The sequence below is a fragment of the Streptomyces lydicamycinicus genome, assembly GCF_000829715.2.
Classification (GTDB): domain Bacteria; phylum Actinomycetota; class Actinomycetes; order Streptomycetales; family Streptomycetaceae; genus Streptomyces; species Streptomyces lydicamycinicus.
This window is the reverse complement of the sequence record NZ_BBNO01000007.1, coordinates 126259-145085: the sequence shown is the minus strand read 5'-3', so window position 1 is coordinate 145085 and position 18827 is coordinate 126259. Positions and strand designations below refer to the sequence as shown.

Below are 18827 nucleotides of genomic sequence, written 5' to 3'. Positions count from 1 at the left end.
TGCCCCGCATGACGAATGCGAACATCCCTGCGGGTTGGTACGCCGACCCGCAGGGCACCCCCCACCAACTTCGCTGGTGGGACGGGTCCCAGTGGACGGAGCACACCCACCCGGGACAACAGGCCGCGGCGCCCGCCCAGAGCCAGGCCCCCCAGCCCGGCCCCCAACAGGCTCAGCAGGCGCCCGCGCAGCAGGCCACCCAGCAGCCCCCGCAGCAGCAGATGCCGCAGCAGTTCGCTCCGCAGCAGCCCGCGCAGGCACCGGGCCAGGCGCCGTATCCGGGTCCGCAGCAGGGCGGTGCGCCGCACGGCCAGGGCTACGGCCACCCGCAGCAGGCGCCCGGCCAGCCGATGTCCGGCCAGCCAATGCCCGGTCAGCCGATGCAGCAGCCGTACGGACAGCAGCCGATGGCGGGGCAGCCGGGCGGGAACCCGGCCGCCGTGCAGCAGCAGGTGCAGCAGAAGGCGGGCGTGGCGCCCGGCGGGCCGGGCGGTGGCACCCTGTTCACCGAACCGGTGCTGGTGGTCAACCAGAAGGCCAAGCTCATCGAGGTCACGAACGAGTACAGCGTCTTCGACCAGCACGGCAACACCCTGGGCGCGGTCGTCCAGGTCGGCCAGAGCACGGCCAAGAAGGTGCTCCGGGTGGTTTCCAGCCTCGATCAGTACATGACCCACAAGCTGGAGATCCGGGACGCGTACGGGCAGCCGCAGCTGGTGCTGACCCGGCCCGCGAAGATCATCAAGTCCAAGGTGATCGTGCAGCGTCCGGACGGTTCGCCGGTCGGCGAGATCGTGCAGCAGAACGCCATCGGGAAGATCAACTTCGCGATGATGGTCAACGGCCAGCAGATCGGCGCCATCAAGGCGGAGAACTGGCGCGCCTGGAACTTCGCCATCGTGGACCACACCGACACCGAGATCGCCCGGATCACCAAGACCTGGGAAGGCCTCGCCAAGACGATGTTCACGAGCGCGGACAACTACGTCCTCCAGATCCACCAGCAGCTGCCCGACCCGCTGCTGAGCCTGGTGGTCGCCACGGCCCTGACCGTCGACACCGCGCTCAAGCAGGACGCCCGCGGCTTTGGGTGAGCCGGCCGGCCGCCGCCCGGACACCCTCCGGGCCGGCCATGTCCTCGGCGTCGACTCGGGCGGCTCGGGGCTGCGGATCGCCGTCGCCCGCGCCGACGACGCCGAGGCCCGGCCGCTGGCCGTCCGGGTCTCGGACGAGCCGGTGCGCACCGGCCCCGCGGGCATCGATGCGGAGCATCTACTGTCCCAACTACTGCCCACCGCAGCGGAGTTGGCGCGGGAAGCGGGTGCGGACGGGTTCGCCGCGGTGTGCGTGGGGGCGGCCGGTATGGCCACGCTGGGCGAGGAGCTCCGCGCCCGGCTGCCGGGCGCGCTGGCGACCGCGTTCGGGGTGCGGCAGGTCGCCCTCGCCGCGGACGCGGTCACCGCGTACGCCGGGGCGCTGGGCCAGCGGCCCGGTGCGGTGGTCGCCGCGGGTACCGGCATGATCGCCCTGGGCACCGACCTGACCCCGGAAGGCGGTTGGCGCCGCGCGGACGGCTGGGGCCATCTGCTGGGCGACTGCGGCGGCGGCGCCTGGATCGGCCGCGCCGGGCTGGAGGCCGCACTGCGCGCGTACGACGGGCGGCCGGGCGGCTCGGCCGCCCTGCTGGCGCGCGCGGAAGCGGTGTTCGGGCCGGTCGCGGGGCTGCCCGGCGCGCTCTACCCGCGCCCCGACCGGCCCGCCGTGCTGGCCTCGTTCGCCCCGGAGGTCGCCCGCTGCGCCACCGGGGACGACGCGGTGGCCCTCGGCATCCTGCGGGCCGCGGCGGGCCATATCGCCGATGCCGCGGCCGCGGTCTGCCCGCCGGGCGCCGGCAGCACGGTGGCCTGCACCGGCGGGCTGTTCGGCATGGGTGAACCGCTGCTGGCTCCGCTGCGTACGGCGCTCGCCGAGCGGCTGCCGCAGGCCCGTATGACAGCCGCCGCGGGGAGCCCGCTGGACGGGGCGCTGACCATCGCCGCGGCACTGGCCGGCGACCGTCTGACGCTGCCCACGGATCGGAAGTTGTTGCAGATCACATGGCCTGCGCCGGAGTGACGCGCGGGATAAATCGGGACGGATACCGCTCCACCGAACCCTCCCTCCGCGCGGGGGTGGTCCGAGGCGTTAGCATGCGACGCCATGAGTTCCCCCACTGGGCCCGCACCTGGCTCGCCCGATTTTGACGCCGCCTCCCCGAGCCCGGGAGCCGCACCCGGTCTGCCGGTACGTATGCCGCGTGCGCGGCAGTCCGGCCGCCACCGCAAGCCGGAACCGCTCGCCGCACCCGAGGGCGCACCCGCCCTGGTGCTTGCCGTACCCGGCACTCCGTCCGGTGCCTCGCGCAGCCTGGCGGAGGAGGTTTCCAGCATCGCCCGCTCCGAACTCCCGGGCCTCGACGCCCGGATCGGCTATGTCGATGGTGGCGACGACGAGTTCCCGTCCCTGGAGGCCGTACTGGCGCACGCCGCCGCCGAGCACAAGGACCGGGTGGGCGCCGACGGACAGCCCGACCCCGGCCCCGCCGCCGTGGTGGTGCCGCTGCTGGCCGGGCCGGACAGCGCCCTGCTGCGCCGGATACGCCAGGCGATGATGAACAGCGGCTCCGGCGCCGAGCTGACCGATGTCCTCGGCCCGCACCCGCTGCTCGCCGAGGCGCTGCACGTCCGGCTGTCCGAGGCCGGTCTGGCGCGGGCGGACCGCGCCCGGCTGTTCACGGTCGCCACGGCCGCGGACGGCATCATCCTCGCCACCGTGGGCGGCGAGGAGGCCGTACAGGCCGCCGGGATCACCGGCATGCTGCTCTCCGCGCGGCTCGCGGTGCCGGTGCTGGCCGCCGCCCTGGACCAGGAGGGCGCCATCTCCCGTACCGCCGAGCAGCTGCGGGAATCCGGTTCGCAGCAGCTGGCGCTGGCCCCGTACCTGATCGGCCCGGAGATCAGCGACGGCCTGCTGGGTGCGGCCGCCGCGGAAGCCGGCTGCGCGTCGGCCGAGGCGCTGGGCGCCTACGGCACGGTGGGCCGGCTGGTGCTCTCGAACTACGCGGCGGCGGTGGGGATCACCCTTCCAACGCAGACGCAGGGGGTTCCGGTCCGCTAGTCGAAGGGACCGGACGCCGTTCTCCGAAGGGCCGTCCTCGCGCGCAGTGCGCGGGGACGGCCCTTCGCCTCGTCCGGGCGGAGGCGAGAGGTCCGATTCCGCTCCGAGCGGCGCAGAAGCCCGCCAGACGACGCCGCAGGGTTACGGGCGCGGTGCGGGCGGGCGGACGGCTGTACGTCCGTGAGAGAAGCTCACAGGGCGCCTGCCGTCCCTCTGACGCGCCGACCGATGAGTCCGGGCATCCCACCAGGTCTAACGTCCTGTAAGGACCATGCGCCGACCGCTCCTCTCTCGTGGGCGAGCGGGCCGCCCAGGAGGGAAGTTCATGTCGCACATCGATGTCGTCCGCGCCGCCTTCGCGGCCTATCTCGCCCAGGACCGCGCGGCCATGGACCGGTTGCTCGCCGAGGATTTCGTCTTCACCAGCCCGCAGGACGATCACATCGGCAAGGCCGCGTTCCTCGAAATCTGCTTCCCCACGGCGGACCGGCTCCGGCGGCAGGAGATCCTCGATGCCGTCGCGATCGATGATGAGCAGGTCTTCGTCCGGTACGCGTACGAGCTGACGACGGGCGAGCGGCATCGCAATGTCGAGGTGATGACGGTGCGGGACGGCCGGGTCACGGAGACCCAGGTGTACTTCGGCGGGAACTTCCCGCAGGGGTGAGGCGGCCCCGGGCGGGTCAGACGAAGACCACGCAGGAGGCGGCCGGTGCCGCCATGGATCCGCCCCTGGCCGGGATGCCGGTCGCCGGGTCGACGGTGAACCAGGTGACGTCGCCGGAGCGCTCGTTGGCGGCGTAGAGGTGCCGTCCGTCGGGGTGCAGTGCCAGGTCACGGGGCCAATGGCCGCCGCAGGGGACGGTGGTGACGAGCGTCGCGGTGTCGCCGGACGGACCGAGGGAGAGGACCGAGAGGCTGTCATGGCCCCGGTTGGCGGTCCAGGCGAACCGGCCGTCCCCGGAGATGACCAGTTCGGAGGGGAAGGTGCCCTCCGTGGCGGCCCCGTCCGGGAGGAGGCCGGTCTCCCCCAGCGGCGTCAGCACGCCCCCGTCGGCGTCCCAGCGGCAGACCGTCACCGTGGGATCGAGTTCATTGACGACATAGGCACGGTCGCCGCGCGGGTGGAAGGCGAGATGCCGCGGGCCGCTGCCGGGCCGCAGGCCCGCCTCGGTGTGTACGGTCAGCGCCCCGTCGCCGGAGCCGAGGGCGCAGCTGCGCACCGAGTCGGTACCCAGGTCGACGCTGAGCAGCCAACGGCCGCCGGGGTCGGGGAGCACGGCATGGGCGTGCGGGCCCTCCTGGCGGTCGGTCCGCGGGCCGCTGCCCTGGTGGGTGAGCACGGTGGCGGGGCCGGTGAGGGTGCCATCGGCCCGTACGCGGAGCGTACTGACGCTGCCGGAGCTGTAGTTGGCGGTGACGAGCCGGCCGTCGGCCAGGGTGAGGTGGGTGGGGTCGGCGCCGTCCACGGGGACGGCGGGGGCGAGCAGCTCGGGCCCCCGTGGGGTGAGGGCGAAGGCGGCCGCGGCGCCGTCCGGGGTCTCGCTGACCGCGTAGAGGTACCGGCCGTCGGGGCTCGGCGCCAGGTAGGAGGGGTTGGGGACGACGTCGGTGGAGTGCAGCGGAGTGAGGGCGCCGGACTCCGGGTCGACGGCCGCGGTGGTGATGCCGAGACCGCCGGCCGTGGTGAACGATCCGATGTACGCCCGCCGGCCGTTGACGCTCGTCCCCACTGGTCCGCCTCTCGTCCGCCTGCCCGTTGAGGTGCTGCGACGACGCTAACAGGCACGGGCGCGGCGTCCCGGGCGATGGCCGGTTCCCGCCGCCGGCCCCGGACCGTGCGCACTCCGGAGGGCGCTCAGGACGCCGCGAAGGGCGCGGACCGTCCGGGCGCGGGGCCGGGCCGCGGGTCAGGCGTCGACCAGCTCGGAGCGCGGGGAGCTGCGCAGCGGCGCGGAGAGTTCGGCCAGCGCCCGCTCCAGACCGTGCAGATGGACGAGCGCGGGTTCCGCCGCGGGCGGCTGCGACAGCGCGACGACGGCGGCCACCGGGTGGCGGGTGCTGCGCGGTGCGGTGAGGGCCTCGACGGCGGCTTCCACGCGCTGGCAGGCGGCGGTGAGCCGGGCGTCGTGGGAGGCCTCCGGGTCGGCGGCGATGGAGGCCAGCCCGCGGACCTCACGGGCGCAGTCGTCGAGCAGTGCGAGCACCTGACGGGCCCGTTCCTTACGGGCGCGCAGCGGGCTGAGGGGGTGCACCAGCGGGGCGAGCGAGAGCCGTACCCGGCTCAGCAGCGGCGCGAGCTCGGCGACGTGCGGGGCGGGGTCGGCCGTCGTGGAGCCGGCGAGGCGGGCGGCGGCCTCGGCGGTGCACCGGTGGACGCAGCGCAGGGCGCGCTGGATCCAGGCGTCGGTGGTGGCGTGGGTGGTGACGGGCAGCACGAAGAGCACGGCCAGCGCCGCGCCGAGCGCCCCCACGCCGGTCTCGGCGAGGCGCAGCGTGAGCAGCGCGGGGTCCAGCACCCCCAGGAGCCCGTACAGCAGCCCGGCCATCAGCGTCACCGCGAGCATCATCCAGGTGTAGGAGACCGCGGCCGTGTAGAAGATGCCGAAGACGCTGACCGCGACGAGGGCGACCGTGGGGACGAGCGCGCCGTGCAATGGGACGGCGACGACGAGACCGAGAGCGATGCCGAGCACCGTGCCGAGGGCCCGGCGGAAGCCGCGGACCAGGGTCTCGCCGCGCGAGGTGGTGTTCACGAAGATCCACCAGGTGGCGCCGACGGCCCAGTACCACCGCTGCTCGGAGAGCAGCTGGCCGACGAGGAGGGCGAAGGCGCTGCCGGCGGTCGCCTGGATCGCCTGGCGGGTGGTCGTCCGGGCCAGCCCCCGGGCGCTCGGCGGGGCGGGCACGGCCACCGGGGGCAGCCGGAGCTCGTAGCACCACACGGCGAAGCGGACGGTGGCGGCGGCGAGCAGCGCGAGGGTGACCGCGGTGTACAGCTCGGGCAGCTGGTCCGGCACCGTGTGCAGGAACTGCGTCGCGAAGAAGGTCATGAACGCGAACACGCCCAGGGCATGGCCGCGCGGCCCCCAGCGGCGGGCGTAGACCCCGGCGCCCACGACGGCGACGAAGACCGCGTCCCGGCCCACCGGGTGATCGTGCAGCAGCGCCGCGACGGCGAGCACCGGGAAGCCGACCGCGGGCAGCAGCGCGGTGGTGATCAGCTGGCCGCGGACCGTGGCGTCGGTGACCGTGAAGAGGGCGAGCAGTGCGGCCAGCCCGCCGGTGATGGTCGCGACGAGCGAGTGGCCGGTAAGCGCGCACACCGTGACCGCCAGGCCGATGCCGAGGACGGCCCGGGTGGCGCTGCGCAGCCGCAGCAGGCCCGGATCCGGAGCCACGAACACCCTCTTCAGCACAGCTTTCGCCCCTTCGACAAGCCCGCATGAAAAAGGCGCCGCGGAAGTCCGCAGCGCCATCGACAGGGCCATCACAGCATCAAGTCGGCAGGTTGCTCAACAGAGGCCGTGAATGCTGGGCCATTGGTACAGTCTCAGGGCCTCTCTGGCCACCAGAAGCGGGCCAATGGGCAGGAGCGTGACCGAGGGTGACGACTCCTTTTCAGCCACTCGTGAGGAGATCGTTGACATGGCCGTGGACGCCCTGGACGCCAAGATCCTGCGGCTGCTGCTGGAGCAGCCGCGCACCAGCGTCCGGGAGTACGCACGGCTCCTGGGCATCGCCCGGGGCACCGTGCAGGCGCGTCTCGACCGCCTCGAACGGGACGGGGTGATCACCGCCTACACCCCCCGGCTGTCCCCCGCCGCACTCGGGCACCCCGTCCTCGCCTTCGTCCACATCGAGGTCACGCAGGGGCATCTGGAGGAGGTGGCCGACGCGCTGGCTGAGGTGCCGCAGATCATCGAGGCGTTCTCGACGACCGGCGGCGGGGATCTGCTGACCCGGGTGGTGGCACGGGACGCGGCGCATCTGGAGGATGTGATCCAGCGGCTGATCAGCCTGCCGGGCGTGGTCCGCACCCGTACGGAGATGGCGCTGCGGGAGCGGGTGCCGCACCGGATGCTGCCGCTGGTCGAGGCGGTGGGCGGCGCCGGGCCGCGCTGAGCCGACCCGGACGTTCGCGGGGGCCGGGCTGCTGCTCAGGGGCGGCCGACAGGGGTGCACGGCACAGGCCGCGTACGGCCGGCTCCGGCGATGAGGAGCGGCGGCGGTTGAGGGATGACGGGGCGGCGGGCCGGTGGCGGCCGTCGCGGCGGCGCGCCCGCGCCCGCCGGGTGGGGGATGAGCGCCGCGCCCCTGACGGTGGCCGGCGCATCAACACCCGGCCACCGTCAGGCACTTCTTGCCCGAAGGGGCGCTCAGTGAGGAGCCGTCACTCCAGGCCGACGGACTTGCAGGCGGTGGTGAAGCCCTCGCAGAGCAGGTCGGTCCGCACGGCGCCGTCGCGCACCACGGTGTTCTTCATATTCTTCTTGGTGACGATCTGCGCCTTGAACAGCCGGGCGGGGATACCGGACTTGCTCTTGCTGTCGGCGGTGGTCGTCGTCAGGGACTTGATGCTCTTGCCGCGCAGCAGACGGAAGGCGATTTCGGCGGCGGTTTCGGCCTCCGGCCGGACTTCCTTGTAAATGGTGAAGTACTGGGTTCCGGCTACCACCCGCTGTAGCGCGGGGAGTTCGGCGTCCTGGCCGCCGACCGGCACATTCTTGATACCGGCCGACTTGAGCGCCGCGGCGATGCCGCCCGCCATACCGTCATTGGCCGAGTAGACCGCGTCGAAGCCCTCCGCGCCCTGGGCGTTGATGACATCGGTCATCTCCTTCTTGGCCGCCGCCGCGGACCAGTCGGGGATGTCCTTCTCGAAGACGATCTTATTCACCTTGTCGTCGAGGACCTCGTGGGCGCCCTTCTTGTAGGCCGGCGCATTCGGGTCGGTCGGCGATCCGTTCATCATGACGACATCGGAAGCGGCCGCCTGGGAACCGAGGGCGGCAAGGATCCCCTGCCCCTGGAGCCGGCCGATCTTCTCGTTGTCGTAGGAGACATAGGCCGCGACATCGCCCTCGGCGAGCCGGTCGTATGCGATGACCTTGACGCCCTTCTTGGCGGCCGAGTCCACCCAGTTCTTGGCCGCCGCGGCGTCGACCGGGTCGAGAATGATGACCTTGACGCCCTTCTTCACCAGCGCGTCGAACTGTCTCTTCTGGGTGTCGACCTGCTGCTCGGCATTGTGGTAATCGACCTCGCATTCGAGGCAAAGAGAGGCAACGCGCGATGAAATGATACGGCGGTCGAACTTCTCATAGCGGGCCGCTTTGTTCTCCGGGAGCAGCAACCCTATGGAGTCCTTGCCGGCACCGGCATCCTGTTGGTCGCTTCCGCAGGCCGCCAAGGGTGCTGCCAGCGAAATCGCCACTGCGCCCGTGAGGGCACGCCGCATTATTGCATTCATTTCCGGTACCTCCAAAGGGGCCGCCTGACCGGCCCAGAACGGCTGAAGTGAACGCCACCTCCGGCCCTACCGTCAAGAATCAAAGTCACAACGATATGAAAGCGAGTTGTGAGTTGACTCTCTGAACCGCCGTCACCCGGCGGGCGTTCCGGACAGTACCGAAAAGTTCAATTCGTTCCGTATCACTCCGGAACGTTCCCTTTACCGGCCGGTCACTCGGCCGCGAATCCAGAAGTGTAACGCGCGGTAACACCACTCACTCCCCCGCCGGCCGGCCCGTCAACCAGGGCATATCCGCACGGAGTTGCACGACCACGCCGGACCGCGAGCGCACGGGTGCCACGACCGCCACCATTCGCCCCGCCCACCGGGCCACCCGGAGAGCGGGAAAATAGATGCGGGACACAGCTTTCCGGCGGGTCACAGAGCCGCTGCGGCACCGGTCGCCCGGACCAGGACAGCCGCCGCGCCGGCCACCGCCGCCCCGGTGGCGAGAAACCTCGCCGCATTATCACCGCTCCCGCGCCACCATCAAATACAGCGGCAATAAAGGGAATTCCCCGGGAACCCCGTCAGGCTGATTTCTGCGATGGATTACCCCTTCGCGGGCGAGCGCAAGCGCCAGCGGCGACGGTTATCGAGCGGCCCACCCCCTGCCCCTCGCCGGCCGCCCGCCACCCGGCCATCCGGCCCGTTCGATGAGATCCTGAGGAAAGTGAGGGCGACCGCCGATCCCCGCAGACGCCGGTGGGCGGCGGACGGCGCCGGATGCACCTGGGGGCAGAGCAAGGTGACGGACATGAGCACGGCGTGGCAGTACACCCCCATCTCCGCCGACGGCCGGCTGGGGCTCGCGAACCAGCACCCCGGCCGCAGCGACCCGGCCTACCGGCGCCGTCGTGATGCGCTGGCCGCACGGGCCGAAGGCCATCGGGTGGGGGCGCCCTACCCGGCCGTCGACTACACCGAGGACGAGCACCGCACCTGGCGGGCGGTTCACCAGGCGCTCGGCCCGGCACACCACGCCCACGCCTGCCGTGCGGTTCTGGACGCGGGTGAGGACGCGGGCATCCGCGCCGACCGGATCCCCCAGCACACGGAGGTCAGCGCCGCCCTCACCGCCCGCACCGGATTCGCCTTCACACTGGCCGGCGGGGTGGTGCCCAATGAGCGGTTCCTGGGGGCGATGGAGCACGGCTACTTCCATGCCGTGCAGTTCGTCCGCCACCCCGCCGTTCCGCTGTACGCGCCCGAACCGGACGTGCTGCACGACGTCTTCGGGCATGGCGTCCATCTGTCGTGCGCGCGCCTCGCCCGGCTGTACCGGCTCATCGGCCAGGCCGCCAACCGGACCGAAACCGCTGAGGCCCTCGACATCCTCAGCCGGGTCTACTGGTTCACCCTCGAATACGGGCTGATCACCGAGGCGGGCACCCCCAAGGCCCTCGGCGCCGCCCTCCTGTCGTCCTACGGCGAGATCGGCGCTCACGACGGGCGGACGGTCCGCCCCCTGGACCTGCGCGCCGCGGCCGCGACCCCGTACCGCATCTCCGGCTACCAGCCCGTCCTCTACACCGCCCGCTCCCTGGAACATCTCGAAGACGTCCTCGGCGCCTTCTGCGCGGACTTCGACGACGAGAGCGCGAGCCGGCTGGGCGTCCCGGCGCTCTCCCGCGACCGGGCGTAGCCACCGGGTACCACCGGCCGTCGCCACCGCGCATGAGCGGCCCGGCCGGGCCGGATGCCGCATACGTCAGACGCACGCCCCCGCCCCCGCCCGGCACCTGGCGTGCACGCGGGTCCCGCCTGCCGGATCAGCCGACCCAGCCACCCGTGAGGCCGAGCACCGCCGAGCCGTCCAGGTCGGTGAGCTTGGTGCCGGTGAACTCCCGCGCCCAGTCCGACGTCTGGAGGCGGAACGCGGGCCGGTCCGCGGTGAGCGCCTCCAGCACGGCCCCGGCGGCCTCGGCGGGAGTCTGCGCGCCGTTGAGGAACTGCGCGACGGTGCGGTCAAGGTACGCCTGCAACGCGTCCGCGTACGGGCCCGCGGCGGCGACCTCGGCCGCCAGGTCGACCCCGATGTTGTTCACGAACTCGGTCGCCACGGCCCCGGGCTCGACCACGGACACGGCCACACCGAGCCGGGCCGCCACCGGCGCCAGGCTCTCCATGTAGCCCTCGACGGCGAACTTGGCCGCGCAGTACGCCTCGTTGAAGGGCTGTCCGATGACCCCGCCGACGCTGGTGACGGTGATCAGACGGCCGCCGGTGGCCCGCAGGTGCGGCAGTGCCGCCTTCGAGACATGGAGCACGCCGAAGAAGTTCACCTCCATCACGGCGCGCACCTCGGCGACGCTCTCGTTTTCGAGGGTGCCGAGGTGCCCGGCACCCGCGTTGTTGATCACGGCGTCGAGGCGGCCGTGATCGGCGATCACCCCGTCGACCGCGGCGGCGACGGAGCGCTCGTCGGTGACGTCCAGCTGCCGGACATCGAGCTCCACGCCCGCTTCCTCGGCCGCCTTGCGCAGCGCACCGGAGCGGCCGGTGTCGCGCAGCGTCGCCACCACCCGCCAGCCGGCCTGCGCCGCGGCCACCGCGGCGGCCAGCCCGATGCCGGAGGACGTGCCGGTGATCAGAACAACCTTGGACGAGGGGGAAGACATGGGGAACCTTTCGGGCCGTACGAGGCTTGATTAGGTGCGTGTACACACACCTTAAGCATTATGTGTGCACACACGCAACCGGTAGCCTGGCCGCATGGCGAAAAGGAAGCTCACCCAGGCCGAGATGCCCGTGGCCGATCACGCCTTCTACGGGCTGGTCTGGGCCGGAACCGTGCTCACCGAACGCGTGGACCGCGCCCTGAGCAAGGCTCATGACCTGCCGGTCTCCTGGTTCGAGGTGATGCTCTGGCTCGCCTCCAGCCCGGATCCGGTCCCGGCCTCGGTGCTCGGCAACAGCACCATGCTCAGCCGCAGCCAGGTCTCCCGCGTCGTCGACGCCCTCCAGAGCCGCGGCCTGGTCACCCGCACCCCGTCGGCCCGCGACGCCCGCTCCGTCGAGGTCTCCCTCACCCCCGAAGGCCACCAGCTCTTCGAGGCGGCCGACGCCACCCGGCGCGCCTGCCTGACCCCGGTCTTCACCGACCTCCTCGACCAGCAGGACCTCGAAGCACTGAGCACGGTGTGGCGGAAGCTCAAGGCCAACAAGGAGGGCTGATACGGGGAATTCGTGGGCCGGCCGGCAGTTCCCGGTCCCGCGTGTTGTGCGCTGCGCGGTGGACGGGACCTGTCACTGTCGCCAGGATCTCCGGGGAGCACGCAACGATCGGCGACGAGAGGCGGGACGTACGGATGGCGAAGCACTGGGCGGACTTCCAGTACGAGATCTACCTTCAGGGCATGACGGGCGTCGTCCCGCGGCTGCCGACCGATCTGACCCGGCTGGAGCGGCTCGCCGAGCAGCGGCTCGGACCCGGCCCGGTCGGTTATGTGGCGGGCAGCGCGGGCACCGGCAGCACCGCCGTCGCCAACCGGGCCGCACTGGACCGCCGGCGGATCGTCCCGCGGATGCTCCGCGATGTGCAGGAACGTGATCTGTCCGTGGAGGTGTGCGGCCGCGCGCTGCCCGCGCCGCTCGCGCTCGCGCCGGTCGGGGTGCTGTCGATCATGCACCCGGACGCGGAGTCCGCCGCCGCGCGGGCCGCCGCGGCGCAGGGCCTGCCGTACATCCTCTCCTCCGCCTCCAGCACGCCCATGGAGCAGGTCGCCGAGGCGATGGGTGACGGGGAGCGGTGGTTCCAGCTGTACTGGGCGAAGGACCGCGAGGTCACCAGGAGCTTTCTGCACCGGGCGAAGGCGGCCGGCTACACCGCACTGTTCGTCACGCTCGACACCCCGCTCCTCGCGTGGCGGCCGCGCGATCTCGACCAGGCGTATCTGCCGTTCCTGCACGGCGTGGGCACCGCCAACTACTTCAGCGACCCCGCGTTCCGGGCGGGGCTCGCCAAGTCGGTCCACGAGGACCCCGACGCGGCGGTCCGGCACTTCGTGGGGATGTTCGCCGACCCCGCCAAAACCTGGCCGGACCTGGCGTTCCTGCGGGAGAACTGGGACGGCCCGATCGTGCTGAAGGGCATCCTGCACCCGGATGACGCGCTGCGGGCCGCCGAGGCCGGGGTGGACGGAGTGGTCGTCTCCAACCACGGCGGCCGCCAGGTGGCGGGCTCCGTCGCCGCCGCCGACGCGCTGCCCCGGGTCGTCGAGGCGGCCGCCGGGCGGCTCACCGTCCTCTTCGACAGCGGTATCCGCACCGGCGACGACATCGTCAAGGCGCTCGCCCTGGGCGCGAAGTCGGTGCTGGTGGGGCGGCCTTACGCCTACGGTCTCGGCCTCGACGGCCAGGCGGGCGTGGAGCACGTCCTGCGCTGTCTGCTCGCCGAGTTCGATCTCACCCTCGCACTGTCCGGGCACGCCAGCCCCGCCACCCTGACCGCCGACGACCTCATCGAGGAATCCGTATGACCGCGCCGCACTCGGACCCGCAGCCCGTGAAGAACGTTCTCGCCGTCGTCTCGCCGCATGTCGGCGGCCGGGCCACCGGGGCCGCGCTGGCCGGCCTGTTCCCCGGCCGGGCCCGGGTCACCGTCGTCGAGTCGGCCGACGAGGATCCGGCGGCGCTGCGCGCAGCACACCTGCTGATCACCGGGCTGAGTCCGGTCACCGCGGGCCATCTCGCCGCCGCACCGCATCTGGAGCTCGTCCAGTGCGCCAGCCACGGCTTCGACTACGTCGACCTGGACGCGGCCCGCGAGCGGGGCGTCCCGGTCTGCAACATCGGCTCCAGCGGCGCGGAGAAGCAGAATGTGGCGGAGCAGACCTTCGCCCTGATGCTCGCCCTCGCCAAGCAGCTGGTCCCGGCCCACACGGCCCTGGTCGAGGCCGACTGGGCGCTGCCGCGCCTTCAGCAGTCACTGACCGAACTCTCCGGCAAGACCCTCGGCATCATCGGCCTCGGCCACATCGGCGAGGAAGTGGCCCGCCGCGCCGTCGCGTTCGACATGACCATCGTCTACACGGGACCGCGGCCTGCCGGACCGGAGACCGAGGCCCGGCTCGGCGGCGCCCGTCACATGGACCTCGACACACTGCTCCGCACCTCCGACTACGTCACCCTGCACGCCCCGCTCACCGACCGGACCCACCACCTCCTCGACGCCGAACGCCTCGCCCTGCTCAAGCCCACCGCCTTCGTCATCAACACCGCACGCGGCGCCCTCATCGACCAGGACGCCCTCGCCGACGCCCTGGAGGCGGGCACCCTCGCCGGGGCCGGGCTCGACGTCTTCGACCCGGAACCGCCCACGGCGGCGCTGCGCCTGCTCAAGGCCCCGAATGTGGTGCTCTCCCCGCACGTCGCGGGCGTCACCCGGGAGACCCTGGTCCGCATCGCCCTGGCCGCGGTGCAGAACGTCGTCGGCCATCTGGAGGGCAAGCCGCTGCGGGACGTCGTGTCGTGACGGCGGGGCGCCGGGTGCGCTCCGTCCTGAATTTCAGCCATTGTTCGGGGTGCCGGTCAGCGGGCTCGCACACCTGAGCGGGCGGTGCGGTGGCGCGTTCCTGGCGTGCCACCGCCATTTCTCGACACGCCCGACGGCTGCCGCCCCGGCGACTGGAGTAGCGTCCGCCCGGCATCGGCTCCGAGGCCCCACCAGGAAAGGCTGGCGCACGCTCGTGGAACCCCGTGGACGTACCCGTTGGGCGATCGGCGGACTGCTCGCCGGCGGTATCGTCGTCAACTTCCTTGACCGTACGGCGATATCGGTGGCTAGCTCCTCGATCGCCGACGAGTTCGGGCTGGACCTTCAGCAACTCGGGGTGGTGCTCTCGGCGTTCACGTGGTCGTACTGCCTGGTGCAGTTACCCGCCGGCATGCTCGTGGACCTCCTGGGGGTCTCGCGGCTCACCCGGATCGCGTCCGCGCTGTGGGCCGTCGCGGGCCTGCTGACCGCGGTGGCCGGCGGGGTCGGGCCGATCATCCTGGCGCGGCTGCTGCTCGGGGTGGCCGAGGGTCCGTCGATGGTCGGCGCCTCCAAGGCGACCGCGGCGTGGTTCCCGGTCAGTGAGCGCGGGATGGCGACGGCCCTGTTCGACGGGGCCACCAAGCTGGCCAACATGGTGGCTTTCCCGGTGCTGGCGTTCGTGATGAGCGAGTGGGGCTGGCGGGCCGGGTTCCTGTTCAGCGCCGCGGTCAGTGTGCTGTTCACCGCCGTGTGGTGGTGGGGCTACCGGGACCCGTCCGAGTACCGCTCCCTGGGGCCGGCCGAGCGGGAGTTCATCCTCCGGGGCGGGGCGCGGGACACCGACCGGGGCGGGCTGCGGCAGTTCCGCGCGGCCCTGCGTTCCGGCAGGGTCTGGGTCGTCGCCTGCGGTTTCGCCTGCTACGGCTACACCATCAATATCGTGCTGACCTGGATGCCGGAGTTCCTTCAGCGGGAGTTCCATGTGCGGCTGTTGCAGTCCGGCTTCTATTCGATGGTTCCGTGGGCGGTGGCGACGGTGGCCGAACTCGCCGTGGGCGGCTGGCTGGTGGACCGGCTGATCCGCCGGGGCCGCGACCCGTGGGTGGTCCGCAGAACCGTGCTGACCTGCGGGCTCGCGCTCGGTGGCACGATCGGCGCCGCGGGCGGCGCCGGATCACCCGCCCTCGCGGTCTGCTGGATGTCCGTCTCCCTGGCGGGGCTGGCCATCGCCGCGCCGGTCGCCTGGGGGCTGCCCGGACTGCTCGCACCGCCGGGCGCGGTCGGTGCGGTCAGCGGGCTGATGAACTTTCTCAATACGGCGGCCACCGCGGGCGGTGTGCTGCTCACCGGCTGGCTGGCGCAGGTGAGCGGGTCGTTCGACACGCCCTTCCTGTTCGCGGTCGGCGTGCTGGCGGTCGGGGTCACGCTCTACTGGAGGGCGCTGCGCCCGGCATCGGTACGGGACACGGGCCCGGTCCGGGAGCTGCACCGGGTCTGAGGCCCGGGTGGGCACCTCATGCTTTAATCCTGTACTTGCATACTGTGTGCAGTAGCTGTGTCGGTCATCACAGATTCGGCCTCCCACCCCAGGGAATCCCTACTATGGCTGGGCAATTGTCGGCAGGGGGGCGTGGAAAGCGGCTATGCACATCGTCGGCCCGATTCCGGTCCGGTCCGGCCTGACTCCGGAACACCCCCGGCGGTCGCCGGAGCCGACGGTCCCGGCCACCCCTCCCGCGGCATCGAGCGCCACCGCGGCCGAGGTGCTCCGCCGATGAACGACACCTCTGTATTAGCGACCTGCCTGGCCCGCTTGTCCTGGCCACCGGAGCGGCTGGCCCGTGAGATCAACCGGCGGTGCGGCAACGGCACCATCAGCAGCAAAGCTCCGTACAACTGGCTGAAGGGCGCCTGCCCCCGGCGCCGGCTGCCGTACATCATCGCGACGATCCTGTCCGACCACCTCGGTGAGCCGATCACGGTCGAGGCGCTGTGGCCCGGGCACTTCGCCTCCGCGGTCCCGCCGCAACGGCGGAGCGCCGCTCAGCCGCGCCCCGCCGCGCCCGTGCAGCGGCCTGCCGCCCTCGATCCGCTCACCGCGTCGGTGGACTGGCTGGTGGACGACGATGCGCTGCCGCCCCCGTCGCGGCTGCGCGGCGAGGAGATTCCCGGGGTCGCGATCGAGATGCTGACCGCCAGAATCCAGCAGCTGCGCCAGCTGGACGACAGCGGCAGCAGCGGGCTCGTGCTGGACTGGGCGCTCCAGGACCTCCAGTGGGCGGAAAGGCTGGCCGCCAAGTACTCCTACGACGCGTCGACCGGACGGCAACTGCACCGCATCATCGCCGAACTCGGCCAGCTCACCGCCTGGCTGACGGCGGACCAGGGCCAGGACGAGCTGAGCAACTCCCGCTTCCTGGCCGCCCTGGGCGCCGCACGGGCCGCCGGTGACCGGCCGCTCGCCGCGTACATCATCTCCTGTATGAGCTACCGGGCCGGATGGGCCGGCCGGGCGGAGGAGGCGCTGCGGCTGATCCGTATCGCCCGCAAGGGGTCGGCACAGGAGGACATGGGCATCGGCCACGCGCTGCTGGCCACCCGCGAGGCACGGGCCCATGCCAGTCTCGGCGACGAGGCGGCCTGTCAACGGGCCCTGGACGACGCGGCCGAGCTCAGCCGGGCGGGCCGGCCCTCGGCCGAGCCGCTCTGGGCGTACTGGCTCACCCCCGCGGTCATGGTGGCCGATGCCGGCCGGGCCTGGCTGGAGTTGGGGCGCCCCAAGCGGGCGGAGTCGTATCTCACGCGCGGGATCGACATGCTCCAGGGCAGCCAGCCCCGCAATCTGCTGCTGCACAGTGCCTCGCTGGCCGAGGCGCGACTGGCGCGCTGCGAGCTCGACGGCGCGGTGGCGGCCGCCACCGACGCGCTGGCCCTGGCCGAGCACGTCAGCTCGCAGCGCGCCCACGCGCGGCTGATGGCGCTGCGGAGGCGGTTCGTGCGGTACGACAGTGCGGTGGCGCGCGACATCGTGCAACGGGCCGACGATCTGCTGGCGGCGGGCCGGGCGCGGGCGGTGTGCTGAGAATGGCCACGAGCTCCCGTCGGCTGCCGTGCCGTTCCGGGACCGTCAGCAGGGCCCCGGCCCCCGCTCGTCGTGCGACGGCGCGGGACGGCGTCCTGCTCGTCACCCACTGAGGGCCGGTCCTCACCCCCGCGCCCCCTCCCACGGCACGACCCCTCGACACGGAACGGCATCCAGGAGAAACAGGAACATATGCGAGTCACGCACGAGGTACCGCTTGCCCCGATGACGACGCTGGGGCTCGGAGGACCGGCGGCGGTCCTCTTCGAGCTGTTCGACCCCGCGGACTTCCCCGAGTTCGTCGCGCTGGCCGACGCTTCCCCCGGCCGGCCGGTCTGTCTCGGCGAAGGAAGCAATGTGGTGGTCAGCGACGCCGGCTGTGAGGGCGCGGTGCTGCGGATGAGTACCAAGGGCGTCCGGATGACCGGCCGTACCGACGAGGGGCGGGTGCTGGTCGAGGTGCAGGCCGGACACCTGCTCGGTGACCTGGTCGACACCACCGTCGCCGAGGGCCTCACGGGCATGGAGATGCTGGTGGGGATCCCCGGGACCACCGGCGCCACCCCGGTCCAGAACGTCGGCGCCTACGGTCAGGAGACCGCCGACTGCCTGGTGGAAGTGACCGCGTGGGACTGGGAGTTGGGCCGCATGGTCACACTGGACGCCGCGGCCTGCGGGCTGGGCCACCGCACCAGTGTCTTCAAACACTCCCGCCGGTGGACCCTGCTGAATCTGGTCTTCGCGCTGCGCCCGTCCGAGCTGAGCGCGCCGGTGACGTATCGGACGGTGGCCGCCGCACTCGATGTCCCGCTCGGGAGCCGGGTGCCCCTGAACGAGGTGACCCAGGCGGTGCTCGCGGTCCGGCGGAGCAAGGGCATGGTGCTGGGCTGTAGTGGCACCGACGACAGATCGGTCGGCAGTGTGTTCCTCAGCCCCGAGATCACCCCCGCCCAGGCCGACGGCCTGCGGGCACGCAACGCCCCGGTGAACCACTTCCCCGACGGCTCGACGCGGGTGAGTGCGAGCTGGCTCATCCGGCAGGCCGGTTTCGAACTGAGCACCCCGATCGTCACGGGCGTCCGCATTTCCTCGCTGCATTACACACTCGTCGCCGACGAGGGGGCGACCGCCGCCGGTTTCACCCGGGCGATCGAGCTCGTACAACAGGAAGTGCTGCGCCGCACGGGGGTCCGGCTCACCTCCGAACTCGACTTCCTCTGACGGGGACCGAGGGGCGTCGCGGAGGCAGACGACACCGTGAACACCGGCCCGGAGCAGGGGAATTGCCCCCTATCGCGGGTTCTAAACGCTCTTGACGAAGATCGCGGCCTCGGATGAAATACCCCGGCGGTTGCGAAGTATTTCCGCAACAACCGGGATTACTCCGGAATTAAATTATCTTTCTTTGGAGGGGACCATGGAGAACGTCACCATCAACCTGGACGAATTCGACCTCGACCTGGACATGGAGATCATGGAGTCGGCCACGACCGCCGTGAAGGCGCAGGACTCGAAGCTCATGACGCAGGTCTGCCGGCCCACCACCTGGCACTGCGGCTGACACACCGGTGTGGGTGCCGCGGGACATCGCTCCC

17 protein-coding genes are annotated in these 18827 nt (G+C 72.0%); 13 read left to right on the top strand and 4 right to left on the bottom strand.

Features of this window, described 5'->3' with window-relative positions; genetic code table 11:
• Nucleotides 1-8: 8 nt before the first annotated feature.
• From TU31_RS23160 to TU31_RS23145, 4 genes are all read left to right on the top strand, one after another.
• Nucleotides 9-1094 carry an LURP-one-related family protein gene (locus tag TU31_RS23160; RefSeq protein WP_042157911.1) on the top strand — a complete coding sequence of 362 codons (1086 nt, stop codon included), beginning with the start codon at nt 9-11 and terminating at the stop codon, nt 1092-1094.
• Nucleotides 1087-2115, top strand: a complete 1029-nt coding sequence (locus tag TU31_RS23155) for an N-acetylglucosamine kinase (RefSeq protein WP_042157906.1) — start codon at nt 1087-1089, stop codon at nt 2113-2115. Before TU31_RS23160 ends, TU31_RS23155 begins: the two co-directional genes overlap by 8 nt.
• Nucleotides 2116-2199: 84 nt before the next feature.
• Entirely contained in the window at nt 2200-3156 is a 957-nt protein-coding gene (locus TU31_RS23150) for a sirohydrochlorin chelatase (protein ID WP_370682754.1), read from the top strand.
• A 325-nt stretch (nt 3157-3481) separates the two neighbouring features.
• Nucleotides 3482-3823, top strand: coding sequence for a nuclear transport factor 2 family protein (locus tag TU31_RS23145; RefSeq protein ID WP_042157900.1), 342 nt, complete (start codon nt 3482-3484; stop codon nt 3821-3823).
• Between the two features lie 16 nt (nt 3824-3839).
• Here the strand turns inward: TU31_RS23145 and TU31_RS23140 are convergent, their stop codons facing one another.
• Nucleotides 3840-4889 carry a lactonase family protein gene (locus TU31_RS23140; RefSeq protein ID WP_042157897.1) on the bottom strand — a complete coding sequence of 350 codons (1050 nt, stop codon included), beginning with the start codon at nt 4887-4889 and terminating at the stop codon, nt 3840-3842.
• 177 nt (nt 4890-5066) lie between these two features.
• Nucleotides 5067-6575, bottom strand: a complete 1509-nt coding sequence (locus TU31_RS23135; RefSeq protein WP_042157895.1) for an FUSC family protein — start codon at nt 6573-6575, stop codon at nt 5067-5069.
• Between the two features lie 229 nt (nt 6576-6804).
• Between TU31_RS23135 and TU31_RS23130 the strand changes: the two genes are divergently transcribed.
• Complete coding sequence (locus TU31_RS23130; protein ID WP_042157892.1) at nt 6805-7281, top strand: Lrp/AsnC family transcriptional regulator; 477 nt, start codon at nt 6805-6807, stop codon at nt 7279-7281.
• Nucleotides 7282-7549: 268 nt separating this feature from the next.
• Here TU31_RS23130 and TU31_RS23125 read toward each other — a convergent pair whose 3' ends face one another.
• Nucleotides 7550-8629: a sugar ABC transporter substrate-binding protein gene (locus TU31_RS23125; RefSeq protein WP_042157888.1), complete on the bottom strand. Its 1080-nt coding sequence runs from the start codon at nt 8627-8629 to the stop codon at nt 7550-7552.
• 799 nt (nt 8630-9428) lie between these two features.
• Between TU31_RS23125 and TU31_RS23120 the strand changes: the two genes are divergently transcribed.
• A complete protein-coding gene (locus tag TU31_RS23120; RefSeq protein WP_042157885.1) occupies nt 9429-10316 on the top strand; it encodes a phenylalanine 4-monooxygenase in 888 nt (295 codons plus the stop codon).
• Between the two features lie 127 nt (nt 10317-10443).
• Here TU31_RS23120 and TU31_RS23115 read toward each other — a convergent pair whose 3' ends face one another.
• A complete protein-coding gene (locus TU31_RS23115) occupies nt 10444-11292 on the bottom strand; it encodes an SDR family oxidoreductase (RefSeq protein WP_042157884.1) in 849 nt (282 codons plus the stop codon).
• Nucleotides 11293-11386: 94 nt separating this feature from the next.
• Here TU31_RS23115 and TU31_RS23110 point away from each other — a divergent pair, with 94 nt between their 5' ends.
• The 7 genes from TU31_RS23110 to TU31_RS38750 all read left to right on the top strand — a co-directional run bounded on the left by TU31_RS23110 (nt 11387) and on the right by TU31_RS38750 (nt 18793).
• Nucleotides 11387-11848 carry a MarR family winged helix-turn-helix transcriptional regulator gene (locus TU31_RS23110; protein ID WP_042157882.1) on the top strand — a complete coding sequence of 154 codons (462 nt, stop codon included), beginning with the start codon at nt 11387-11389 and terminating at the stop codon, nt 11846-11848.
• Nucleotides 11849-11982: 134 nt separating this feature from the next.
• A complete protein-coding gene (locus tag TU31_RS23105) occupies nt 11983-13152 on the top strand; it encodes a lactate 2-monooxygenase (protein ID WP_042157880.1) in 1170 nt (389 codons plus the stop codon).
• A complete protein-coding gene (locus TU31_RS23100) occupies nt 13149-14147 on the top strand; it encodes a 2-hydroxyacid dehydrogenase (RefSeq protein WP_042157878.1) in 999 nt (332 codons plus the stop codon). The genes TU31_RS23105 and TU31_RS23100 overlap by 4 nt, the downstream gene beginning before the upstream one ends.
• 214 nt (nt 14148-14361) lie before the next feature.
• A complete protein-coding gene (locus TU31_RS23095) occupies nt 14362-15648 on the top strand; it encodes an MFS transporter (RefSeq protein ID WP_042157877.1) in 1287 nt (428 codons plus the stop codon).
• A gap of 276 nt (nt 15649-15924) precedes the next feature.
• On the top strand, nt 15925-17232 hold the full coding sequence (locus TU31_RS23090) for an NsdA family TPR-like regulatory protein (RefSeq protein WP_042157875.1): 1308 nt from the start codon (nt 15925-15927) through the stop codon (nt 17230-17232).
• Between the two features lie 72 nt (nt 17233-17304).
• The gene (locus TU31_RS23085) at nt 17305-18453 is read left to right on the top strand and encodes a UDP-N-acetylmuramate dehydrogenase (RefSeq protein ID WP_275451852.1); all 1149 of its coding nucleotides are present in this window, start codon (nt 17305-17307) and stop codon (nt 18451-18453) included.
• 196 nt (nt 18454-18649) lie between these two features.
• Nucleotides 18650-18793 carry a hypothetical protein gene (locus TU31_RS38750; protein WP_158894616.1) on the top strand — a complete coding sequence of 48 codons (144 nt, stop codon included), beginning with the start codon at nt 18650-18652 and terminating at the stop codon, nt 18791-18793.
• Nucleotides 18794-18827 lie beyond the last annotated feature (34 nt).